At 65.8% G+C, this 21,899-nt stretch carries 13 protein-coding genes and 1 riboswitch; of the genes, 8 read left to right on the top strand and 5 right to left on the bottom strand.

Translation table 11 applies throughout. The features are described from left to right. Nucleotide 1: 1 nt before the first annotated feature. From G5C50_RS06455 to G5C50_RS06445, 3 genes are all read right to left on the bottom strand, one after another. A complete protein-coding gene (locus G5C50_RS06455) occupies nucleotides 2-574 on the bottom strand; it encodes a hypothetical protein (protein ID WP_165066686.1) in 573 nt (190 codons plus the stop codon). Between the two features lie 182 nt (nucleotides 575-756). Then, nucleotides 757-1,821, bottom strand: coding sequence for a TPM domain-containing protein (locus G5C50_RS06450; protein WP_165066683.1), 1,065 nt, complete (start codon nucleotides 1,819-1,821; stop codon nucleotides 757-759). Nucleotides 1,822-2,012: 191 nt separating this feature from the next. Further along, on the bottom strand, nucleotides 2,013-2,294 hold the full coding sequence (locus G5C50_RS06445; protein ID WP_240906987.1) for a hypothetical protein: 282 nt from the start codon (nucleotides 2,292-2,294) through the stop codon (nucleotides 2,013-2,015). Nucleotides 2,295-2,481: 187 nt separating this feature from the next. Between G5C50_RS06445 and G5C50_RS06440 the strand changes: the two genes are divergently transcribed. Next, nucleotides 2,482-3,948, top strand: coding sequence for a hypothetical protein (locus G5C50_RS06440; RefSeq protein ID WP_165066680.1), 1,467 nt, complete (start codon nucleotides 2,482-2,484; stop codon nucleotides 3,946-3,948). A 222-nt stretch (nucleotides 3,949-4,170) separates the two neighbouring features. Here G5C50_RS06440 and G5C50_RS06435 read toward each other — a convergent pair whose 3' ends face one another. Continuing rightward, nucleotides 4,171-5,532, bottom strand: coding sequence for a c-type cytochrome (locus G5C50_RS06435; RefSeq protein ID WP_240906986.1), 1,362 nt, complete (start codon nucleotides 5,530-5,532; stop codon nucleotides 4,171-4,173). Nucleotides 5,533-5,705: 173 nt separating this feature from the next. On the opposite strand from G5C50_RS06435, the gene G5C50_RS06430 reads away from it, so the two are divergent. From G5C50_RS06430 to G5C50_RS06420, 3 genes are all read left to right on the top strand, one after another. Beyond that, the gene (locus G5C50_RS06430; RefSeq protein WP_165066677.1) at nucleotides 5,706-6,098 is read left to right on the top strand and encodes a BlaI/MecI/CopY family transcriptional regulator; all 393 of its coding nucleotides are present in this window, start codon (nucleotides 5,706-5,708) and stop codon (nucleotides 6,096-6,098) included. Next, entirely contained in the window at nucleotides 6,095-9,487 is a 3,393-nt protein-coding gene (locus G5C50_RS06425; RefSeq protein WP_165066674.1) for a carboxypeptidase regulatory-like domain-containing protein, read from the top strand. The genes G5C50_RS06430 and G5C50_RS06425 overlap by 4 nt, the downstream gene beginning before the upstream one ends. 305 nt (nucleotides 9,488-9,792) lie before the next feature. Continuing rightward, nucleotides 9,793-10,230 carry a hypothetical protein gene (locus G5C50_RS06420; protein ID WP_165066671.1) on the top strand — a complete coding sequence of 146 codons (438 nt, stop codon included), beginning with the start codon at nucleotides 9,793-9,795 and terminating at the stop codon, nucleotides 10,228-10,230. A gap of 252 nt (nucleotides 10,231-10,482) precedes the next feature. On the opposite strand, the gene G5C50_RS06415 is transcribed toward G5C50_RS06420, so the two are convergent. Then, nucleotides 10,483-11,307 (bottom strand): PEP-CTERM sorting domain-containing protein, encoded by an 825-nt coding sequence (locus tag G5C50_RS06415; RefSeq protein WP_165066668.1) that lies wholly within the window; start codon nucleotides 11,305-11,307, stop codon nucleotides 10,483-10,485. Between the two features lie 388 nt (nucleotides 11,308-11,695). Beyond that, nucleotides 11,696-11,941, bottom strand: a riboswitch (cobalamin riboswitch). A 113-nt stretch (nucleotides 11,942-12,054) separates the two neighbouring features. Here G5C50_RS06415 and G5C50_RS06410 point away from each other — a divergent pair. From G5C50_RS06410 to G5C50_RS06395, 4 genes are all read left to right on the top strand, one after another. Further along, nucleotides 12,055-14,901 carry a tetratricopeptide repeat protein gene (locus tag G5C50_RS06410; RefSeq protein WP_165066665.1) on the top strand — a complete coding sequence of 949 codons (2,847 nt, stop codon included), beginning with the start codon at nucleotides 12,055-12,057 and terminating at the stop codon, nucleotides 14,899-14,901. Nucleotides 14,902-14,938: 37 nt separating this feature from the next. Beyond that, nucleotides 14,939-17,212 carry a cellulase family glycosylhydrolase gene (locus tag G5C50_RS06405; protein ID WP_165066662.1) on the top strand — a complete coding sequence of 758 codons (2,274 nt, stop codon included), beginning with the start codon at nucleotides 14,939-14,941 and terminating at the stop codon, nucleotides 17,210-17,212. 72 nt (nucleotides 17,213-17,284) lie between these two features. Continuing rightward, nucleotides 17,285-18,238, top strand: coding sequence for a bestrophin family protein (locus tag G5C50_RS06400; protein ID WP_206107602.1), 954 nt, complete (start codon nucleotides 17,285-17,287; stop codon nucleotides 18,236-18,238). Between the two features lie 247 nt (nucleotides 18,239-18,485). After that, a complete protein-coding gene (locus G5C50_RS06395) occupies nucleotides 18,486-21,896 on the top strand; it encodes a serine/threonine-protein kinase (RefSeq protein ID WP_165066659.1) in 3,411 nt (1,136 codons plus the stop codon). Nucleotides 21,897-21,899: the final 3 nt, after the last annotated feature.

Raw genomic sequence — 21,899 nt, 5'->3', positions numbered from 1 at the left:
TTCAACCCCCTCCTTCGTCACCCGGCCAATCGAGAATCCGCAGTACCACGAATTCATCGTCGTGAAACTGGAACCCCAGACGGAATGGTGCGACGCGTGTTAATCCGTCGAAGGCGTTGGCCTGAACCAGTCGCTCAACGACCCGCCAGAGGGATACGATAACCCGGCCTTCAAGCTCCTCGCCCTGTTGATCATCATCGCATTCAGCGAAAAAGGTTCCCCATTCGGGCAACGGGACGAACTCGATAAGTTCATGTCGCCATGATCCATGGTGGTTAAAGTCGCGGATCTGCTGACTCGGCTCGGCGACGAGATAACGGGCTTGCTCCCAACCGCGGTCCTGTTCGAAGACCTGATTTCGAATCCGCTCCTTACGCTGCTGATGACGCATCGCTTCACTCAGGGAATTCGATGCGGTATCGAAATTGAGGCTGACACCCGTGAATAGGGAATCGACGACATAGGCGAACAGCGAGAACGACTCGCCAGGATGCTGGCGGCCGAAGTTCTGGATCGCGGTTCGACTCCGCTCGAATAACAGTTCTTCCGCTCGTCGCCAGGCATGCTCCGCCATCAGATCAGGAGTCCTGTGCAAAGCCCGATGGGGTGGACGTCACCGGCTCCGAGTTTCCTTCACCTTGCCAGACTACCAGACTGTCCGATCTCGCCCTATAAGGCTTCGTAAACGATAACGGCCGCGTCGGGAGACCTCCCGGCGCGGCCGTTGTTGTTTAGGTTTCAGACAGATCGCGGTGGTTACCAGCTTCCGCCGTCGTCACCGCCGCCGCCCCAGTCTCCACCGCCGCCCCAGTCGCCGCCGCCGCCCGAGTCGCCCCAGGAAGCGCCCTGGCCGCCGTCGTCGGAGCCGCCGATGATGGCGTCGCCGTTGTCATACGAGGGGCCGAAGTCGTCCTGGCCCGTGGGGGTGTAGCCGGTCGCGTCGGTGTGGTAGCCGCCGGAGTGTCGACCGGAGAACTGGTCGTAGATCCAGTTGCCCGCCATCGCACCGCCGATGCCGCCGAGCAGGCTGGAGAAGAATCCGCCGCCTCGACCGTAGCCGCCACCATAACCAGGTCCGTAGCCGGGGCCGCCCATGCCGGGGCCGCCGGCCATCCCTCCCTTGGGGTAGCCGCCGGGGTAGCCCGCCTGGCCGCCGCCGAAGGCCCCGCTGAACAGCCGGATCACGAACAGGACCGCGAGGATCCCCAGCGCGATCGTGAACAGCGAGCCGAGGCCGAACTGGGCCGGGGCGGCCTGAGGTCGTCGGTTGACGTCCAGGCGTCCTGGCGCGTTCGGCATGAGGCCGCGGCGCTGCTGAGGACGGGCCTCGGCGACCGGGTGGTCCGGCAGGGCCTTGTCGATGGCCGCCGTCGCGGCGACGAGGCCGCCGTCGAAGTCGCCCGCTTTGAACGCGGGGACGAACGAATCGCGGATCTCGCGCCGGGTCGCCGAGGGGAGGACCGAACCCAACCGCTCACGGGTCAGGACGTTGGAGATCACCTTGTCCTTCTTCGAGAGCAGGATGTAGATCCCCTCGTCGCGAAGCTCGCGATCGCGCTTCTCCGCCAGAACGTTGATCGAGTGCCGCTTGGCCTCGACGTCGGCGTCGGCGGGAAGGTCGGGGATCGCGTCGATCGTTTCGATGATTATCGGTACGCCGGTCTGCCGCTCGATCCGGTTCAGCTCAGCGTCGGCCTTCTTGACGGCCTCGGCGGAGAACATCCCGGCGCGGTCGCGGACGTCGGCGGCGGTAGCGGCGGGGGACCAGGCCAGAGCCGCGGCAATCAGCGGCAGGGCGGTCCAGCGGAGCGATCGAAGCATGGCGTCTCTTCCTTCCCGGCGCGGCCGAAGGGCCGGCGCCATATCGAACGTCGCGGCGGTTGTCAGCCTCCGACGGGCCACGGCCCGCGGGAAGTCCTTCGCCTCCTGCGACGATTTCTTGCACGAACACTATACGACCGCGACCCCGAACCGTTCGACGGAATCCACGGATCGGGTCGTCCTTCCGGCCGTCAAGTCGTTGAAACCTCGTCGAGTCGGGACACGGCGACCACGTCCGCCAACCGAAGCAGTACGCGAGAACGGTTCCGGCGCACGCCGAGCGTGGCCGATTCGTAGACGTAAACCTCGCGAGAGGCGGCTCCATGACGGAAGTCGTGCAGGTCAGCGTCGCGAATCTCCAGGAAGAGCGGATCGACGCCGGTGAGCGTCCCCAGACAGACGTACGTCGAGATCAGGTCCACAACCACGACCTGGCCGATCAGGTCGCGGAGCATCGGAGATTCGTCGGTCACGGCCGCGCGTCCTCGGATGAAACGTCTTGGAAATTCACTATTTATAAAGAATTTTCGAGCCCGTGGTTCAGCTTGACGAATTGTAGGACCCGAGATACGGTCCCGCCACCATCTCCCCCTCGATTTCTCGATGCGAGGCTCATGGCCGGTCGGCCCAGGGCCTCCTGATAATAGGACCTTGATGGTCATGATCCAGTCGAAGAAAGCGCTCGCCGTCGTCGCCCTCTCCGCGCTGGGTCTCGCGGGGTGGAAGGGCCAGGACCCCGCCGACCCGGTCGACGCCGCCCCTTCGACGGCCGGACAGGCCGCCAAGACGGCGGCTCCCCCGCAGCAATTCGTCCTCATCACCGACGGCCGACTCTTTGAGGGGGTCGTCACCGAGGATGAGGAAGAGAACAAGGTCGTCGTGACCATGCCCATTGGGCAGATGAAATTCCCGGTGAAGAGAGTCGAGCGCGTCTTCGCCTCGATTCAGGAAGTCCACGCTTACAAATGCGACCAGGTGCCTGAAGAAGACATCGACGAGCAGATCAAGCTCGCCCAGTGGTGCCTGGCCAAGAATCTGCCGGCTGAGGCCCGCAAGCATCTGGAGCAGGTGCTTAGCATGGTCCCCAAGCACACTCAGGCGAAGGCGATGCACGCGGCCCTGGTAATGGATGAGGCCCGCCTGGCTCGCCGGCAGCAGATGGACGCCGATCTCCAGCGGACGGCCGGCGAGGAAGTCGACACGGGCAGTCCCGCCCCGCTCAGCAAGGACGTCGTCCGCGGCGCTCAGCGGCGGATGGGCGTCGGTGACCTTTCCATGATCTTCGACCTGCCTCCCAACGCGGCCAACCAGCGATTCCGCGAATTCCGCGACCAGGTCCACCCCGTCCTCCAGACCGCCTGCGCCCGATGCCACAACGAGCGTTACGACGGCGGCTTCCAACTCGTCGACACCCGGAGGAAGGCCGACCAGACGCTCGACGCTCTGCGGGTCAACCTGGACGCCGCCCTCAGCCTGGTGGACCGCGAGACTCCCGGCCGCAGCGAGTTGCTGGCCAGTTCCCTGCGTCCCCACAGCAAGGGGATGTCGCGGCCGATCTTCCAGAGCTCGACCGACCGGGGCTACCAGATCCTGGCCGCCTGGGTGAACAGCCTGCGTCTCCGTCCCACAGTGGGAGCGCCGGTCGCCGGGGATCCTCAGGCCGCTCCTGCCGCCGAGGGGGGAGAAGTCTTCGCCGCCGATCGCGGTCGAATCACGCGATCGACGGTGCAGGTCGACCCGATCACCGGGCCGGGAGTCAGCGCTCCGCCGCCGAACCGTCAGCACTATGAGACCCCGCCGATGAGGTACCAGCCCGGTCAGGGAATGGTCGAAGACAAGAGCGGCGGCGCAGACGCTCCCGTGCCGTTCGCCGTCTCCGGCGTCATGCCTCAAACGTCGACCCCGCCGGTCGCCCCGAATGCGGCTCCGGCCTCCCCTTCCAACCCCCGGCTGCCCGACGCCATCGCCAAGGCCCAGGCCGAGGCCGAGGCCCGACTCTCCGGCGGAGCGCCTCCCCTCCCCGTCGACGAGAAGGGAAGGCCCGCCGTCGGCAAGTCGTCCAAGCCCATGAAGCTGGACCCAGCCCTCCTCCAGAAGGCTCTCCAGCAGAAGAACGGCGCTGAGTAAATCGCCGTCCCATAGGTGCGCACTTATCGACCTTCCCCCTTGAGGGGGAAGGTGGCCCGAAGGGCCGGATGAGGGGTGGAGGTCCAGAAGGCTCTGAATGCGAACCGTATTCAGAGCTCCGACGCCGGTCATCCCCCTCATCTGACCGCTTCGCGGTCTATCTTCTCCCCTCCAGGGGGGAAGACGTTGGGACGCTCGCTAAGTACTTTTGAAATGGTCGGATCAGAGCGTCTTGAGATACTCAATCAGATCAGACCTCTGGGCCTCGCTGAGCTTGTCGCCGAAGGTGTGACCGCCCACGCCCAGGCCATACCGTGAGGCGTCGAAGACCCTGCGCGGGTCTTTCGGATCGGGCGGGCCGTCGGGGGCCTCGACGAACTTCCAGCCCACGTCGCGCTGGTCGTAATGCTCGAAATCCGTCGACGGCGGCCGGAGATAGCGCCGGGGACGGAGACGCGAGTCGAGCAGGGCCCGCAAGGTGGGGACTGAGCCGTTGTGAAGGTACGGCGCGCTCGCCCAGATCCCCACGAGCGGCGGCGCCTGATATCCACGCTCGGCGTCGACGTCGACCGGATGCCGCTCGGCGAACCACGTCGAGTTGTAGTGGTTGACGGACAGCTCGGAGAGCCCCTCGATCCGCGCCGGGTCGGTCTTGATCACGTCCAGCGGAACGACGACGTTCGGGTAGTCGACCCGTTCGCCGTAGGCGCCGTGGCATTTCGCGCACGATTCCTCGAAGACGGCCCGACCGCGCGCGGCCGCGTCGGCGTCGACGGCGAAGGGATACTTCGGCGGCTCGATGCTGAGCAGATAGGCGTGGATGTCCGCGAAGGCTGGCTCCAACTCGCGGAACTGGTCGGCCGTCTTCTCAGCGAGCAGAAACTGCATGATCGAGCGGACCGACCCCGCCGGCGTCCGGCCGTCGTAGTACATCGTCGTCTTATACTTGAGGACCCACCACGGCGGGGCGTCCAGCTCGGGCAGGTTCGTGCCCATCGCCATCGGGAACCTGCGCAGGGAGAGGTCGGAATTGCGGAAGGCCATCAAGGCGACCGACATCATCCCCGCGTTGGTCGTTCCGCGCGAGGTGTTCAGGACGAACGGCAGGATCGGCAGGCGGCGGCCGTCGGCCCGGAAGAGGTCGGGGAAGAAACCCGCGTAATCGATCTGCGTGTTCGGCAACCCGACGTAGCTCTTCCCGCCGATTGATCCCCCGTGGCAGACCAGGCAGTCGACCTGCATCCCCCGCGTCTTGCCGTCGGCCTTAGTCGATCGCTTCAGCCCCATCGGCAGGCCGTCGTTGGGGAAGGGCGCGGGGTGGAACCCGTATCGCTTGGCGAAGGCCCGGGCATAGCCGTCCGGATCGACGTCCGGATCGGGCGCGGGCTCGCCCCAGAACTTCGCCACCCCCTTGAAGGCGGCGTCCGACCACTCCGCGTTGAGGAACTGCCGCCCCTCCATCGCCTTCCGCCCACGCTCGACGGCCGCCGGATCGGGCGGTTCCCCCGCCGTAGTCGACGTGGAAAAGGCTGCCGCGACGAGCAGGACCATGAGCGAGCGGCGTTTCGCGAAGTCGGTACTCATGATTTTCGATCGATGGGGTCGATTCGATGGGTTTCCGTTCACCGGTTGATTCTACACGCCGCCGCCTCGCGGGCAAGCCGCTGCGCACGGGGATTCGATGTGCAGATTCTTCTGCACATTTCTCTGGATCGGCGCGTCAATGTGCAGTACGGTCTGCAGATCGGAGGTGGACGATGGCGCGATTGACTCAGGGCGAGTTGAAGGTGATGCGGCTCCTCTGGGAGCACGGCGAGATGAAGCCGGCCGAGTTGCAGACGCGGTTCCCGGAGCCGATCAAGAATCCGGCCCTGCGATCCCATCTCTCGACGTTGCTGGAGAAGGGGCACGTCACGCGTCGGCTGGTCGGCAAGGCGTTCTATTACAAGCCGTCGACGCGGCGGAAGTCGGCCTTTCGGACGATGCTCGGCGAGCTGGTGGACGCGTACTGCGGCGGCTCGGTTGAGAACCTCGTGCTGAACATCATCCGGTCGGAGAAGCTCAGCGAGGACGACCTGATCGCGCTCCGGAAACTGGCCGACGAGCAGGACGATCGGCCGACGTCGAACGAGGGAGGAAAGCGGCGATGAACGCCATGCCCGATTTCACCCGGCTGGCCGACGCTCCCGTTGGCGCGATCCTCGTCCTGAAGGCGACGGCCGTTCTCCTCGCGGCCTGGCTGACTACGTGGGGGCTGTCGCGGGCGAACCCTCGCTGGCGGGTCCTGGTTTGGCGAGCGGCTGTCGTGGGCCTGGCTGCCGTCGTCGTGCTCGCCACCGCGCCGCCCCTGGTGACCTGGCGCGTCGCCTCGCCGCTTCGAACAACGCCCCAGCCGATGAGTGTCGCTTCGACGTCGTCGGCCGCACCGACGCCCGTCTTCATCACGCCCGATTCCGTTGATGCGTTCGCGGATCGGCTCGTGCTTTCTCCCGCTCCGCCGTCCCCCACCTTCCATTCGTCGGCCTGGCTGCCGGCCGTCTGGCTCGGCGGGGTCGTCGTCTTCGGGCTTCGGTTCGCGATCGGGGCGTGGCGGTTGTCGCGAGTCGTGAGGCGTGCGGAGGACGCGCCGGAAGCGGTGCGAGACGCCTGCCGCGATGCGGCCTCGCGATTGGGCGTGAGGAGGCGTGTGCGGGTCGTCGCGACGTCCGAGGTCGCCTCGCCCTGTCTCACGGGCTTGTTGCGCCCGGTGGTTCTGCTCCCGGCGGGGATGGGGCTCGATGCGCTGGGGCCCGACCTGGATGCCGTGCTGGTTCACGAACTAACGCACGTGCGCAACGGCGACCTCGTCTGGAACGACGCGCTGCACTTGGCGTCGATCGGCCTGTGGTTCCATCCGCTCGCCTGGCGAATGCGGCAGTCGCACGCGGCGGCTTGCGACGCCGTCTGCGACGCCGTGGCCGTCGACCGCCTTGGCGACGTGGCGACCTACGGCCGGGCGCTCGCCCGCCTGGCCTTGCGAGCGAACGCCTCGCCCCCCGCCCATGGCCTGGCGATGGCCCGCGCCTGCGACGTCCGCCGCCGGATCGCCTCGCTCCAGCGATTCGTCTACCGTGCACCACTACCCAGGAGGCTCGTCATGCCCGCGTTTCTCGTCTCCGCCGTCTTCGCCGCGCTCATCGGCGGCGCGGCCGTAATCCGCGCTCAGGAGGAACCTCCTCCGGCCGCCTCGAAGAAGGCTGACGAGCCCGGGAAGAAAACCATGACCATCCGCGTCGTCGACGCTGCGACCGGCGAGCCCTTGCCTGGGGTGGCCGTCGAGTACAGGCAACAAGTGAATGGGGCGAAACGGCCGGCCGTCGCCAACTTGATCACCGGACCCGACGGCGCCCTGGCCGTTGAGTACCCAACGGGAGTCGACCTGAGGAGCTTCTACTTGCTCCTTCGGAAGCCCGGTTTCGTGGCGGTCCCCTTCTGGCGGTGGGTCGACTCCTTTCAGACGATCGTCATTCCCGAGTCCCAGGAGTTCCGGCTTGCAAGAGGCCGAACGCTCGTCGGCGAGGTCGTCGACGAAACCGGAGCGCCGATCGAGGGGGCTTCGGTCGATTTGAGTATGTCGGCCGTAGGGGGCCCTGGCTCGTTCTCGTTCGATTTCGCCAGCGTCAAGACAGACGCCCAGGGGCATTGGCGGACTGATGAGGCTCCTGAGGTCATCGACCGCGTCAACGTCGGCGTCAAGCACCCCGACTATCGAGCAGGCCGTGCCGATCCCGGTTTCAAAACGACGTTGACGAAGGGAGCGACGGTGTCGGGGCGCGTTGTCGGGCCAGACGGCAAGCCCGTGGCAGCGGCAAAGGTGGCGTTGGGTTTGCAGCACTTCCCAACCTCCGTCGTTGCGCCGAGAGCAGAAACCGACGCCGCCGGCATGTTTTCTCTTCGGAAACTCAGTCCGGAGCCGTCGTTTCTCGTCGTCCTGGCTGAAGGCTTCAGCGTCCAGGTCCAGGACGTCGACGTCATGGAGAAGGATGCGACTCCTCCTGTGGAGATCCGGCTTGGTCCCGCCGCGACGATTCGCGGGCGCGTCGTCGACAAGCAGGGGAAGCCCATCGAGGGAGTGAGCTGCCAGCCGAACACCTGGCGCGGTCGAAAACAGCTTTGGGTCAGGATCGGCGTGATGAAGTCCGACGCGGACGGCCGGTTCGTCTGGAAGAACGCCCCGGACGATACGGTCCAGTTCACCTTCTATCGCGAGGGGTACATGTATCGCGAGGATACACCCATGAAGGCCGGCGACGCCGAGCAGGTCGTGGTGATGAATCCTACCCTTGCGATCTCCGGGTCCGTCGTCGATGCAGTCACCCGACGGTCGATCCCCCAATTCACCGTCCTCCCCGGGTACATCTCCTCGGGCCAGCCTGAACCCTCATGGCTGCGGAATGATCTGCGTACGTTCTCGGACGGTCGATATGAGGTGAAGACGGATATACCGTACAAGGGCCGGGCGCTTCGGGTTGAGGCGCCCGGGTACAAACCCGTGGTTTCCCGAGTCTTCCAACCTGATGAGGGGGTGGTCACGGAGGACTTCGCGCTGGAGACCGGCGGCCAGCTTGAAGGGGTGGTGCTACGGCCCGACGGCAAGCCGGCGGCCGGAGTCGAGGTCGCGTCGCGTGGTTCGAGTTCGGTCGCGGTCGAGGGGCCGGCTTTCAGTCGGAGAGGCGAGACGGAGATTGTGAGAACCAACCCTGAGGGGCGTTTCGCACTCCCGATTCCCTCGGGCGATTATGAACTCGCAGCGGTCGCGGATGCTGGAGTGGCTCAGGCGTCGGCCGAGGAGTTCGCCGCGACGCATACCCTCAAGATGTCTGCGTGGGGGCGGATCGAGGGGAAGGTGCTCGTCGGGCGACGTCCGGCGCAAGGCGTAACCGTCCGCTATATGCGGGAACGGCCTCCGGGGCCATCGCGACGGGTGGACTTTGACGCTGTGGCTCAGACCGATGCGGAGGGTCGCTTCTCGTTCTCCTGGGTCCCTCCCGGGCCGGGTCAGGTCTGTCGACTGATCGGCTCGACGAACTCCGACAGTTCCTCGTCGAGGCTTTGTTGGGTGGTTCCGGTCGTCGTTGAGGCAGGGAAGGTGTCTCAGGCCACGATCGGGGGCTCAGGTCGGCCCGTCGTGGGTCGGCTGGTCGCGCGAGACGGCAAGGCCGTTGATTGGACACGGCTCAAACCCGTGGTCCTCACTCAACCACCTTCGCGCGAGATGCTGCTGGTGCTGCGGCTAGGGAGCGCGGGGTTTCCGGTGCTCGTCCAGTACGGATCGGGCCTGGATGCGGACGGCCGGTTCCGCATTGATGACGTCCCGCCCGGCGCCTACGAATTAATCGCCGATACCAGCGGGTCCATCCCGCCTGGTGCGACACCACTACCGACGTTTCTTACGAGGACGAGTAAGGCTGTGGACGTTCCCGATGGGGACCAGGCCCAGCCGGTGGACGTCGGCGACGTGGTCGTCGAGGTGGATCGGCCGACCGGAAACGGAAAATGATCGGGTCCGGCGGAGTCTGTCGCCTGAATGACCGCTGATACAGCAGTTTATGCAAGAATCTGCACGGAAGTCCATCGACAGGGGACATGCGCGCGCCTACAATCGACTTCAATCACGGAATATCGGACACTCCTCGCTCAACACCATCGAAGAAGGACGGATTGGGGTGCCATGGCCATGCTTGCGTGGTTATGAACCGATTCCAAACCCTCAATCCAGAAATGGCTTCCGGCGGATGCTGGTGGCGTTGAGCGAGGAGTGTCGAATATCGCGCGCATCGGTTCGGTCGATTGGGAGACCCGCGCATGGGACCTGCCGAGATCGTCGCCAGCCTCAAGGAACTCTGCGAGGAAAAAGGGCCGCGCCTGGTCACCGAGCAGATCGTCGACTGGATCGAGACGATCGGCGGGTATGAATCCGAGGCTGAGCTGATCGCCTTCGCCAAGAAGATGAAGGCCCGCCAGTACGCTCGGCTCCTGGAATACGACGACGAACGCGTCGGCCGGCGGATCAAGCAGTTGTGGAGCTTCCGCGACAAGCGGCGGAACCGTCGCTACTACACGGACATCCTCCAGATGTCCGAAGATCGCCGCAATCGCCTGGTCGACGAGTACATCCGGTTCGCCGGCCAGCTCAAGACCGTCCGAAAAGCCATGGCCGACTCGCTCGCCGGCCAGGGCTTCTTCGAGTTTTACGGCGACGACCTGGAAGAAGCCGAGGAACCGGCGACCTCCGAGGTTTGAGAGAAAGCTGAGGGGCGCGATCCGACAGTCTTCCCGCCTCGCGGGGGAAGACAGACCGCGAAGCGGTCAGATGGGGGGGATGACCGCCGTAGAGTTCTCAGTTGGCAGTTCTCAGTTCTCGACCGAGGGAACGTACTTACTCTCCTCTCTCTCAACTGAGAACTGAGAACCATTCGTGCCCTTTGGGCCACCTTCCCCCGCATGGGGGGAAGGCCGTTGTGGACCTATCCACCGCCGCCGGGCCGTTCTCATTCACGCGTCGCGACGCCGTCGCGACCGCAACGCCACGGCCATGATCGTTGCCCCGATCCCGGCCGTGGCGAGGCTCGCCGGCTCGGGGACGGAGGCGACGTTAATTGCGCCGACCGCGGAGAGGTCGAACCCCGAGGACGCGAACGGCGTGGTGAACGGGTCGTTGATCAGGTGGCCGAAGGCGTCATAGCTGCCGTAGGCGGGGTCGATTGAGCCGACGACGTCGATGATCCGGACGTAGTTGATGTTGTTGACGTCCAGCAGCGGCGAGCGTCCCGCCAACTCCGCGAGGTCGAAGCCTGTCCCGTAACCCGAGATGTACTTCCCGGCGAGGTTGTTGATCTTGCTGGCGTCGAGAAGCCCGAAGCCCCCGACCTGCGTGTCGGTCTGGGTCAGCGACGTGGCGTCGAACCTGAAGAAGTTCACGCCGTCGGTCGAGACCTCCACGAACGCCAGTTCGAGGAAGGCGAGGCCGGGCCCGCCGGAGAGGAAGCCGTTCTCAAACACGGCGAAGTCGGCCCCTGCACCGTCGTAGAGCGGATTGTCGAACTTCAGGGTGATCGAACCGCCGTCGCCCAGCGAAATCAGACCCGGGAATGAGCCAGAACTGGCGTCGCCGAGCCCGGGATTCGCGGCGTTCATCGGCCCCCGATCGATCGAGACCACGTTCGTCGCCCAGGCCTTGAACAGGTTGCTGGACTGGGCGATCCCCAGCGAGCCGGCCTGGCCGATCTGAGGGTCGAAGTCGGCGAGGACGTTGGGAACGAAGGAGAGGAGGGCGGTGAGGAGCAAGCCCGGGGCGAGGCGGTGAGTCGCGAGACGCATCAGCAGTTCCTTTCGTTGAATCAAGCTCTGAGACGATGCCGGCGCGCACGATCCCCGGTCCCGCCTTCCCCACGGATTCGTGAGGGGCGGGTCTAGGTCTCGGCGCTCGTCCCTGGAGGCGTTCGGTGATGCTCGCTCAGCGGCTCCGGAACCTCATCGACCCGGTCGGCGCACGGCGCCGCCGCAACCTTCCGCAACGCCCTGCCGAGGCATCACGGAGGATCGACGGGTGGACGACGTGCGCCGGCCGGGTCGATGAGGAGGAGACGTTTGAGCGAGCCATTCCGGGGCCTTCGGGGACGGCCTCGCGGAACGAAGAGGGCGTGGGGCCGGTCTGCGCAGGGTGCGCGGCGGGACGCCTTCCCCCGGATGCTTGAGGCCGAAGCATCAACTGGGTGTCCGAAGGGCCGTATTCTGGCTCGCGAGTCGATCGGCCCCCGAACGCCTTCCCACGAGCCTTGGCTCGCAGTGGCTGGGAACGCCGACGAAGCCGATTCCCGAAATGGGGAAGTCGTCTCGTCAGGGTTCCGTGTCGTCCGGGGACCTTCTCGCTTACAGCGGCGGTCCCGCGCCGGATTCTCACCGGCTTCCTGTCCAGCGGTTGGTGCTGGACGCCCATCGGATTGGCCGGAATGTACAACGAGACGCCCCAACCTTGCAAGGGAAAGCCGCGCGATCGACGACCGACTGCCATCCTCGGCAGCCTTCTGGTAACGTGGAATGATCGACTCAGAGGAGGGAGCTGCCATGGGTTGTGGAACGATCATGATGCTCGCAGCGCTGGTTGCTCAGGCCGGCGGCGCGGTCGATTCGGACGGGGCCCGGCGGCTCATGGCGAGCGGCCGCTACGCGGAGGCCGAGGAGGCTTACGACGCACTCGTCGAGGCCGCCCGCAAGAAGCCCGACGGCCTGACGCCGGATTTGGAACGCACCCTGGCGCTCGGCCAGGCGAACGCCAAGGCGGCGCAGGGAGAGGTCGACGCGGCCGTGGCCATCCTGGAAGCCGTCGAGGCCAAGGACCCGAAAGCGTCGAAGGTCGCCGCCAGGCTCTCTGAACTCCATTTCCAGCGCGGTCGCTGGGAGGCCGCCGACGAGGCCGTGAAGCGAGCCCTGGCGATCGATCCCAACGATCTGCCGGCCCGCTGGACGGCCGCCCGACTTCTGGAAGCCCGCGGCGAGTTGGAGAAGGCCGTCGAGGCCTGCAAGTGGTTCGTCGACCGTTACAACGAGAATCGACGACAGGTCGCCGAGGACGCCGAGGCGCTTATCATCATCGGCCAGGCCGCCGAGCGCTACTACCGCGCCTCGGCTCGCGGCGAGGAGCTGGCGGAGTCGCTCAACGACGTCCTGAACGAGATCTACGAAGGCGCGCTCAAGGCCGACCCGACTTGCTGGAAGGCTCCCTGGTTGGAAGGGCGGATGTTCCTCTCGGGCTATGCCGAGGGGAAGGCCATGAAGGAGCTGACGCGGGCCTCGCAGATCAACCCGCTGGCCCCCGAGGTCCTGGTCACGCTCGGCCAGGCCGACCTCCAGGGCTATCGCCTCTCCGCCGGCCGGAAGAAGGCCGAGCGGGCCCTGTCCGTCAATCCGAACTACGGCCCCGCGCACATCCTGATCGCCGACCTGAACATCTCCGACGAGCGATTCCAGGACGCGCTCGAGGCCTCCAAGAAGGCCGTCGCCGCAAACCCTCGCGACGAGGACGCCCTGGCGAGGCTCGCGGCCTCATGCCGACTCCTGGTCGACCCCGCCGGCGCGGCGGCGGCCGAGCTGACCGCGTTGTCGAACAATCCTCGCCCGGCGAACTTCTACGCCGGGCTGGCCGAGCGCCTGGCCGACCGCCGCAAGTATTTCACGGCCGAACGCGCCTTCCTTCTGGCCGCGCAGGCCGACCCCGGCCGCGCCGACGTTCCCATCGGCCTGGGGATGCTCTACATGCAGATCGGCCGGGAGGACGAGGCCAATTCGCTCTTCAACGCGGCCTTCGCCGCCGACCCGTTCAACGTCCGGGCCGACAACATGATGCGCGTGCTCAAGCATATGAGCACCTACAAGGCGATCGACTCCGAGCACTTCGTCACAACCTACCTGCCGGGGCAGGACGATTTGCTGGCGAAGTACATGTCCGAATATCTGGAATCGGTCATGCCCGAGCTGACCGCCATGTTCGGCTACAAACCGCCGAGCCGGACCAAGATCGAGATCATGAAGGACCACCAGTGGTTCAGCGGCCGGACGGTGGCGCTCCCCTTCATCCCGACCGTCGGCGCCTGTACGGGGAAGATCGTCGCCATGGCCAGCCCTCGGGCGACCAACAAGCCCTACAACTGGGCCCGGGTTATCAAGCACGAGTTCACGCACGTCGTGACCCTGCAGGAAACCGAGTTCAACATCCCCCACTGGTACACCGAGGCCCTCGCCGTTGAGAGCGAGGCCAGCCCCCGGCCTCAGGAATGGAACAAGCTGCTGCTGGAACGCGTCCCCTCGCGGAAAAAGCTCCTGAACCTCGACACGATCAACCTGGGCTTCATCCGTCCCGACGAGCCCGACGACCGCCAGATGGCCTACTGCCAGGCCCAACTTTACGCCCAGTACATGGCCAAGCGGTTCGGCCCGGACGCGCAGATCAAAATGCTGACGGCCTACCGTCGCGGTCTGACCACGGAAGGGGCGATCCGCGATTGCTTCCAGGTCGACAAGGCCGACTTCGAGAAGGGCTATCTCGCCCACCTCGACGACGTGGTCAAGACGATCCGCGCCCGGGTGGACTCGGACGAGCCCATGAAGTTCTCGCAGCTCGAACGCGAGTTGAAGGCCAAGCCCGACGATCCGGACCTGAACGCCAAGATGGCCTACGAGCACTTCACCCGCCGCGACCTCAAGGCCGCCCGGCCGCTCGCGGAGAAGGCGCTGAAGCTCAAGCCCAACCACCCGCTGGCCAGCTACGTGAAAGCCCGACTGCTGGGCTCGATCGGCGACGACGAGGCCGCGCTGGAGATCCTGGAGCCGGCCCTCGACCCCGAGCATCCCGACGAGCGAGTCGTGGATCAACTGGCCGAGCTGTACCTCAAGGCGGACCGACTCGACGAGGCCGAGAAGCTCTACGAGAAGGCCCACCAGGGCGACCCCCAGCACTCCAAGTGGATCGCCAACCTGGGTCGCGTTCATCTCCGTCAGAAGAAGGTGGAGGCCTTCCTCGCCGATTTGGCCCAACTCGCCGACAACGACGCCGACAACCTCGCCGTCCGCAACACCCTGGCCGAGCGATGGCTCGGCCGCGACGACGCGGCCGAGGCCGAGAAGTGGGCGCGGGAATGCCTCTACGTCGACGTCTACAGCCCGACATCCCACGTCCTGCTGGGCGACGCTCTGGCGCTGGGCAAGAAGCCCACCGAGGCGATCGAGGAGTACCGCGTCGCCCTGACGCTCAAGCCCAAGAAGCCCGTCGATATCAAGCTCAAGATGGCGCAGGCGCTGCTCGACGCCGGCCGCAAGGACGACGCCAAGGCGACCCTTGACGAGATCCTCAAGGCCGACCCCGAGCATCCTGAAGCCAAGGCCCTCCGCGAAAAAGCGGACGCTCCCGCCGGCTGATTCGCCGACGAGGCCGATCTTCCTACTGGAGTCCTCGATGAAATCCGTCCTCCCCCGGATCTTCCTCGCAGCGGCGGCCGTTCTCCTGATCGCCGCTGCGCCGGATCGGATCAACCTACTTCCCAGACCGAGGATCCCAGACGGGTTCGGCGTCAACATCCATTTCACCGACCCGAAGCCCGGCGAGATGGAACGGTTCGCGGAGGCCGGCTTCAAGTGGGTCCGCATGGACCTGGGCTGGGCGGGGGTTGAGAAGCAGCCGGGCAAGTACGATTTCTCGGCCTTCGACCGCCTGGTCGGACACCTGGACAAGGTCGGGGCCCGGGCTTACTTCATCCTCGACTACGGCCATCCGAGATACGACGGCGGCTTGTCGCCTCATACTCCCGAAGGCCGCGCCGCGTTCGCCGCGTATGCCAGGGCGGCCGCCGCCCACTTCAAGGGACGAGGGGTGATCTGGGAGATCTGGAACGAGCCCAACATCTCGTTCTGGAAGCCGAAGCCCAACGCGGACGACTACACAAAGCTCGCCAACGCGACCGTCGACGCCCTTCGCGGAGGCGACCCCGATGCATTCGTCATGGCCCCGGCTTCGTCTCAGTTCCCCTGGGAGTTTTTCGAGACGCTCTTCGCCTCGGGAATCCTTGAGAAGCTGGACGCCGTCTCGGTCCATCCCTATCGCGAGAGCAACCCCGAGACGGCCGCCGACGACTATGGCCGGCTTCGCGCCATGATCGCCCGCTACGCTTCGCCGGGCCGGAAGATGCTGCCGATCATCTCAGGGGAGTGGGGCTACTCCACGGCCGAGAAACGGTTCAGCGAGGCCGAGCAGGCGAGATACATCGTCCGGGAGTATTTGTCGAACCTCGCCAACGGCGTCAATCTCTCGATCTTCTACGACTGGAAGGACGACGGCCCCGATCCCAAAGAGAACGAACACCGCTTCGGCACCGTCCGCCAGGATCTATCGCCGAAGCCTTCGTTCCTGGCGGCCAAGAACCTGATCCAGACCTTGCGGGGGTATGAGTTCCGCCATCGTCTCAAGGGCGAAAGTCCATCGGAATGGCGATTACTCTTCGCCAGGCCGCCCATGCTCCTGGGCACAGGCCCTGGGCCGGTCGTGCAACCCCGCGAATCAATCGCGATCGTCTCGTGGACAACCGATCCGAAGGCCTCGGAAGCGTCGCGGACTCCAAGCATCCGCCTCGTCAAACCCGAGGACCCCGACGCGGAATCACTGGAGGCGTTGGCGACGGCCGCTCTCTGGACCGGGCCTCTCGTCGAGCAGGGGCGTGGCGCGATCACGGCACCCGATCCCTCGCCTCGGATTTACCGCCCTCCGATCTATGCTCCCCATTTGACGGCTCGGGTGCTGGGCGTGCATCAGTTTCCCCTGAGGTTAGCCGACCCGGGAGGGGCCCCCCTGACGCCTCCTCCTTCATGGGTGCGCAGCCCTTCGCGTGAATTCGAGGTGGAGATCCGCTACAAGGATCGTCCCCTGCCTGCGCTCGCACCTTTCAAGATTTGGCGAATCGATCCGCTGGAACTCGCCGTCGCGCCTCGAGGCCAGGTGTATCAGGCGACCATCAAGAACCCGTCCAAGCTTCCCTTCGAGGGGCGTCTCGTCTCCCTCGGGCCTGATCGTCGCGAACTTGCCACCGTCCCCGTGTCGATCCCAGAGGGGGAATCGGAAAGGAAGCTCACGCTGCCGATCGAATCGCAAGATGTAAATCTTTCCATGAGAGATTCTTACGAAACCCCGGTTTTGGAGCCAATCCTCGGTCGCTTCGAACCGATTCGCGGTCTCGATCGTAGTGAGGTGCTGGACGGCGTCGAAACCATCCTGCACGTGGAAAACAAAGGGCAGGCGGGCCAACCCGTGAAGACGACGATCGAGAAGTCCGACGGGAGAGACGAGCGGGTTCTCAAGGTCGATTTTCAGTTCGATCCCGGATGGCGTTACCTGACGGTCCATCCTCGTAAACCCTTGCCCATTCCTGAGAACGCCCGTGAGGCCCTCCTCTGGATCAAGGGGGACGGCTCGAACGCGTACCTCCGCTGCCGGTTCACCGACAAGACGGGGCAGACGTTCCAGCCCGACCTCGGCAGGCTCGATTTCAAGGGCTGGCGACTCGTCAGCATCCCGCTCGACGGCTCGGCGAAGGGGGGACGTTGGGGAGGAGCCGACGACGGGGCGATTCACCGGCCGCTGGCGTGGGACTCTCTCCTGCTGCTCGATTCACCCGATCGCAACAAGGGAGGGGCGGGCTCCGTGGTGATCGCTTCTCCATCCTATCGGCTCGATCACTGATCGGTCTGCGGGTCTGATTTCACCAAGGCCCGGCGTGGACCGGAGCCGACGCGAGGGGAGCTAGCTGGTTCAGTGAGATTTCGCGATAAGGAATTGCTGTTCTGGGCGGAAGTGTTCGGCATCCAGGGCTCGGCGATGCCGCTCATCGCCCTCCGGGTGCTGGTGTTCGGACTCTTCGCAACCATCGTCTGGGCCATTCATGAAGGCAGCGACGAACTGTCGCTGCACCTGGGCGTCGGCCCGCACGAGGTCGCCGGCGCCGCGCTGGGCCTCTTGTTGGTTCTCCGGACCAACGCCGGGTACGAGCGGTGGTGGGAAGGCCGAAAACTCTGGGGAGGCATCGTCAACCAGTCGCGCAATCTGGCGATCGACGCGATGGCCTACGGTCCCGAGGATCGCGCCTGGCGCGAGCAGTTCATCCGGTGGGCAGCGTCCTTCCCTCACGCCGTCCGCCTGAATCTCCGCGATCAACGGCACAGCACCTCGATGATCGCGCTGCTGGGACGCGAGGCCGCCGAGCGAGCGTTCGCGGCGCACCACATTCCCAACGCGATTTCCATGCATCTGGCGGCGCTGCTGCGGGAAGCCCACGAGCGGATGGGGATGAGCGCCTTCGCCTTCCATCAGGCGGAAGCCCAACGAGGAATCCTGATCGACCACCTCGGCGCCTGCGAGCGAATTCGGTCGTCGCCGCTGCCGCTGGCCTACCGCATCGAGATCCGTCGGTTCATCCTCCTGTTCATGCTGACCCTTCCCTTCGCGTTGTTGGAGGAGATCGGCTGGCTGACCCCCCTGGCCACGATGCTCGTCGCCGCTCCGATCCTGGCTCTCGATAAAATCGGAACCGAGCTGCAATACCCGTTCTCGCCGACGAGCCTCAACCATCTGCCTCTGGATCAGCTCTGCCTCAAGATCGAAACCGACTTGCTCTCCATGCTGGAAGTCGGCGACGCTCTGCCGCCGGCTCATCCCGACCGCGTCACCCAGGATGAGGTCGAAGCCGTTCCAGTACGTCCGCTGTCGTGAGTCCGCGGCCGGTGTGGAACGTCGCAAGGGTTATTCCATGCAACGAAGCCGTTCAGTCTGGCTTGCACCGGCTGAATGAAGACGTCAGGATGGATTAACTCCCCAATCAGCCGGCCTTGCGGCCGCGCGATCCGAAGCCCTCGGACTCGACGCACTCTCCGCCGCGTTGATGTTCCGTCGACGCAATCAAACTTCGACCCCGACGAACCACACGGACGAGCCCCTGGCGACCGGGGGCTACGCGACCATGCTCACCGCCCCCGGCGGCGATTCCGACAAGACCGACGGCGGCCATCCTCCCACGGACGCCGAGACGACCTCCGACGGCGGCCGACCAGCCCCTCCACCGGTCCGGGCGTTCGGCGATTTCCGGATCATCCGGGAGATCGGCCGGGGCGGCATGGGGGTCGTCTACGAGGCATGGCAGATCTCGTTGTCGCGACGAGTGGCCTTGAAGGTCCTCTCGCACGGCCTCACCGACCCTCGCCGCCGCCGCCGGTTCGACCTTGAGGCGAAGGCGGCCGGGGGTCTGCACCATACGAATATCGTCCCGGTGTTCGGCTGCGGCGAGCATGACGGGACGTTGTATTACGTGATGCAGTTCATCCCGGGAGTCGGTCTGGACGCAGTCCTGGACGCTCCACGTGGACATGGACCCAGACAAGCGTCGACGGAGAATCTGGTGGGGTCCTCGACGCCCTGGGCCGACGCCCGAGGCATCGAGACCCGGCCCTGGGGGGAGGAGCCGACCGCGCCGGTCGAGGATGGGTCTTCCTCGAAGGCCGAGAGTGAAGTCGAAGCGCCGAGAAAAGCGTCTCCGCTTCGGACGGTCCCCGACGACTTCTGGGGCGAGGGAGAAGGCCCTCAGCGTTGGAAGTGGATTGCCCGTCTGGGCGTTCAGGCCGCCGATGGGCTCGGCTATGCTCATTCGAAGGACATCCAGCATCGAGACGTCAAACCTTCAAACCTTCTTCTCGACGAGCGCGGAACGCTTTGGTTGACCGATTTCGGTCTGGCGAAGTGGGGAGGGGACGCGGAGTCGGCTCAGGGCGGCGACGTGGTCGGGACGCTCCGCTACATGCCGCCGGAAGCTCTTGAAGGCGATTACGGCCCGACGGGAGACCTGTACGGTCTCGGCCTGACGCTCTACGAGTTGCTCGCGGGCCGGCCGGCGTTCAACGAGCGTGATCGCGGCCGCCTGTTTCGTCAGGTCTCCGACGCTTCCCCCACACCGCTTCGGCAGCTCGACCGTCGAATTCCGCCGGACCTCGCGGCGATCGTTCATAAGGCCATCAAGAAGCATCCATCGGAACGTTACGCTTCGGCCGCCGCGATGGAAGCCGACCTCCAACGCTTCGTGGAGGATCGACCGGTCTGGGCGCGACGAGCTTCGGCCGTTGAACGATACTGGCGATGGGCGCGACGGAACCCGGCGATCGCGATCCTGGGCGCGGTGCTAACCGCCGTCCTCGTCCTGGCGACGGCAGCCTCTCTGGAAGCGGCCCGCCGATTTCGCGCGCAGGCCGAGAGCCAGCGGATTCTGGCCGAGGAGCGAGAAGCCGGCCGCCGCGAGGCCCAGCACGCCCGCGACGAGGAGTCCGAGGCCCACCAACTGGCCGTCATCGCTCTGGACAGCCTGAACGCCACGCGAGAGGAACTCGACCGCACCCTCTATGACACTCGCGCCAACCTGGCCGCGGCGGCCTGGGAGGGGAGCGACTACGGGCAGTATCGGACCCTCCTGAAGCTGCTTACCCCCGAACCCGGCGCGGTCGACCACCGGGGATGGGAGTGGCGCTATCTCATCGGACTTCGATCACGCGAGCGGTTGGCGGTCGGCGGCCCTGAAGAACCTCTCCTCTCGGTCTCCGTTTCTCCCGACGGATCGGGGTTCGCCACGCTCACGGCCGACGGGGCTATGCGGCTTCACGCCACGTCCGACGGCCGCGAACGATTGGTCATCCGCCCGCCCATGCGTCGCCGACGCGTCATCGATCTCGCCTTCGGAATACATGCCCTGGCCTACAGCCCTGACGGCGCCCGTCTCGCGGGCGCTGGCCCTGACGGCTCGATCGGGATCTATCGGGTTCACGACGGATCGCTGGAACGCGAACTGGACGGGGAACAGGCGGCCGTCCTCTCGTTGGCATGGACTCCGGACGGCTCCAGACTGGCGGCGGGGTTCGCCGGTCACATCGTCCGAATTTGGGATACAGCGAGCGGAGCGCCGCTCAAGCCGATACCAGGCCGCCATGGCGGGCCCGTGACCTCCGTCGCCGTCAGCCCGGACGGCTCGCTCGCCGCCACGGCAAGCTCCGACGGATTGGTCAGGATCTGGAACCTCGGCGAGGCTCCGACGCTGGTCCACGCGCTTCAAGGCCACGAAGGCGGGGTGCGCTGCGTCGCCTTCAGCCCCGACGGCCGCCGGCTGGCGAGCGCCGGACTGGACGGAACTCTGCGGGTCTGGCAGGTGGAGTCAGGGGAACCGCGGACGGTGATCCGGGCTCACCAGGGCGGGATCTTTTCAATGGCTCTCCCCCGCAAAGGTGGGTGGATCGCCACCGGCGGGGCCGACGACGTGGTCCGCGTCTGGGACCTGGAGACCGGTCGGCAGTTGCAGGAGTTTCTCGGGCACACGGACGGTGTCGAGGGTCTGGCGGCGGACGTTGAGGGGCGAGTGCTGATCTCGTCTTCGCCCGACGGATTCGCGAAGGTCTGGGATCCAACCAGCCCTCCTCACCCCCGATCCCTCGACGATCCCTCGCTTGCGACGCTGGGGGGGGCCGCCGACTGCCTGGCTCTCAGCCCCGACGGCCGTCTGATCACCACGGGTCATTACGACGGAACGATCCGTCTCTGGGAGGCGAGCACGGGGCAGTTGCTCAGTCGGCTCGGTGCGCATGCAAGCCGCGTTCGTGCCGTCGCTTTCAGCCCGGACGGTCGCCGACTGGTCTCGTGCGAGGGCGATCCCAACGCCGCCAAGGAGCTTCGAGGGGTGGCGAAGGTCTGGGACCTTGAGAGCGGCGAGCAGATCGGCGGATTCGCCGGCCACAACGACGTGATCGACGACGTCATGTTCCTCAACGGGGGCAGGAGCGTCGTCTCGGCCGGGGGCGAAGGCAAGATCCAAATCTGGGACGTCGAGAACCGAGAGTCGACGATCATTCTGGAAGGGCACCGCGAATCGGTCCGTAAACTGGCTCTGGGGCCCGACGGCCGGACGCTTGCTTCCGGCGCCGATGATGGGACCATCCGATTGTGGGATCTTGAAACTCACACCCTTCTGGCGGAACTTCCCGTCGGCGAGGACGTGCTGGCGCTGGCATACTCACCCGACGCTCACTGGCTGGCGGCGGCTCGTCGCAACGGTCCGATCCTGCTGTGGGATCTACGAACCCGCGACTTCCCTCAACGGCTTGAGGGCCATATCGGGAACGTCAACGCCCTCCGCTTCACGCCGGACGGCCGGCTCGCTTCCGCGGGCCTCGACCGGAGCGTTCGGATCTGGGACGTCCAGGGGAGACGCACTCTCCTGACGTTAAAAGGTCATGCCGGGAGAATCGACGGCCTTGCCGTTTCATCGAACGGCGACATGCTCGTCACCTGCGGCATCGACCATACCGTCAAGGTCTGGGAAGCCCCCGAGGTCGACCGGTAGGCG

It is taken from the genome of Paludisphaera rhizosphaerae (genome assembly GCF_011065895.1).
Taxonomy (GTDB): Bacteria; Planctomycetota; Planctomycetia; order Isosphaerales; family Isosphaeraceae; genus Paludisphaera; species Paludisphaera rhizosphaerae.
This window is presented reverse-complemented; position numbering and strand designations above follow the sequence as displayed.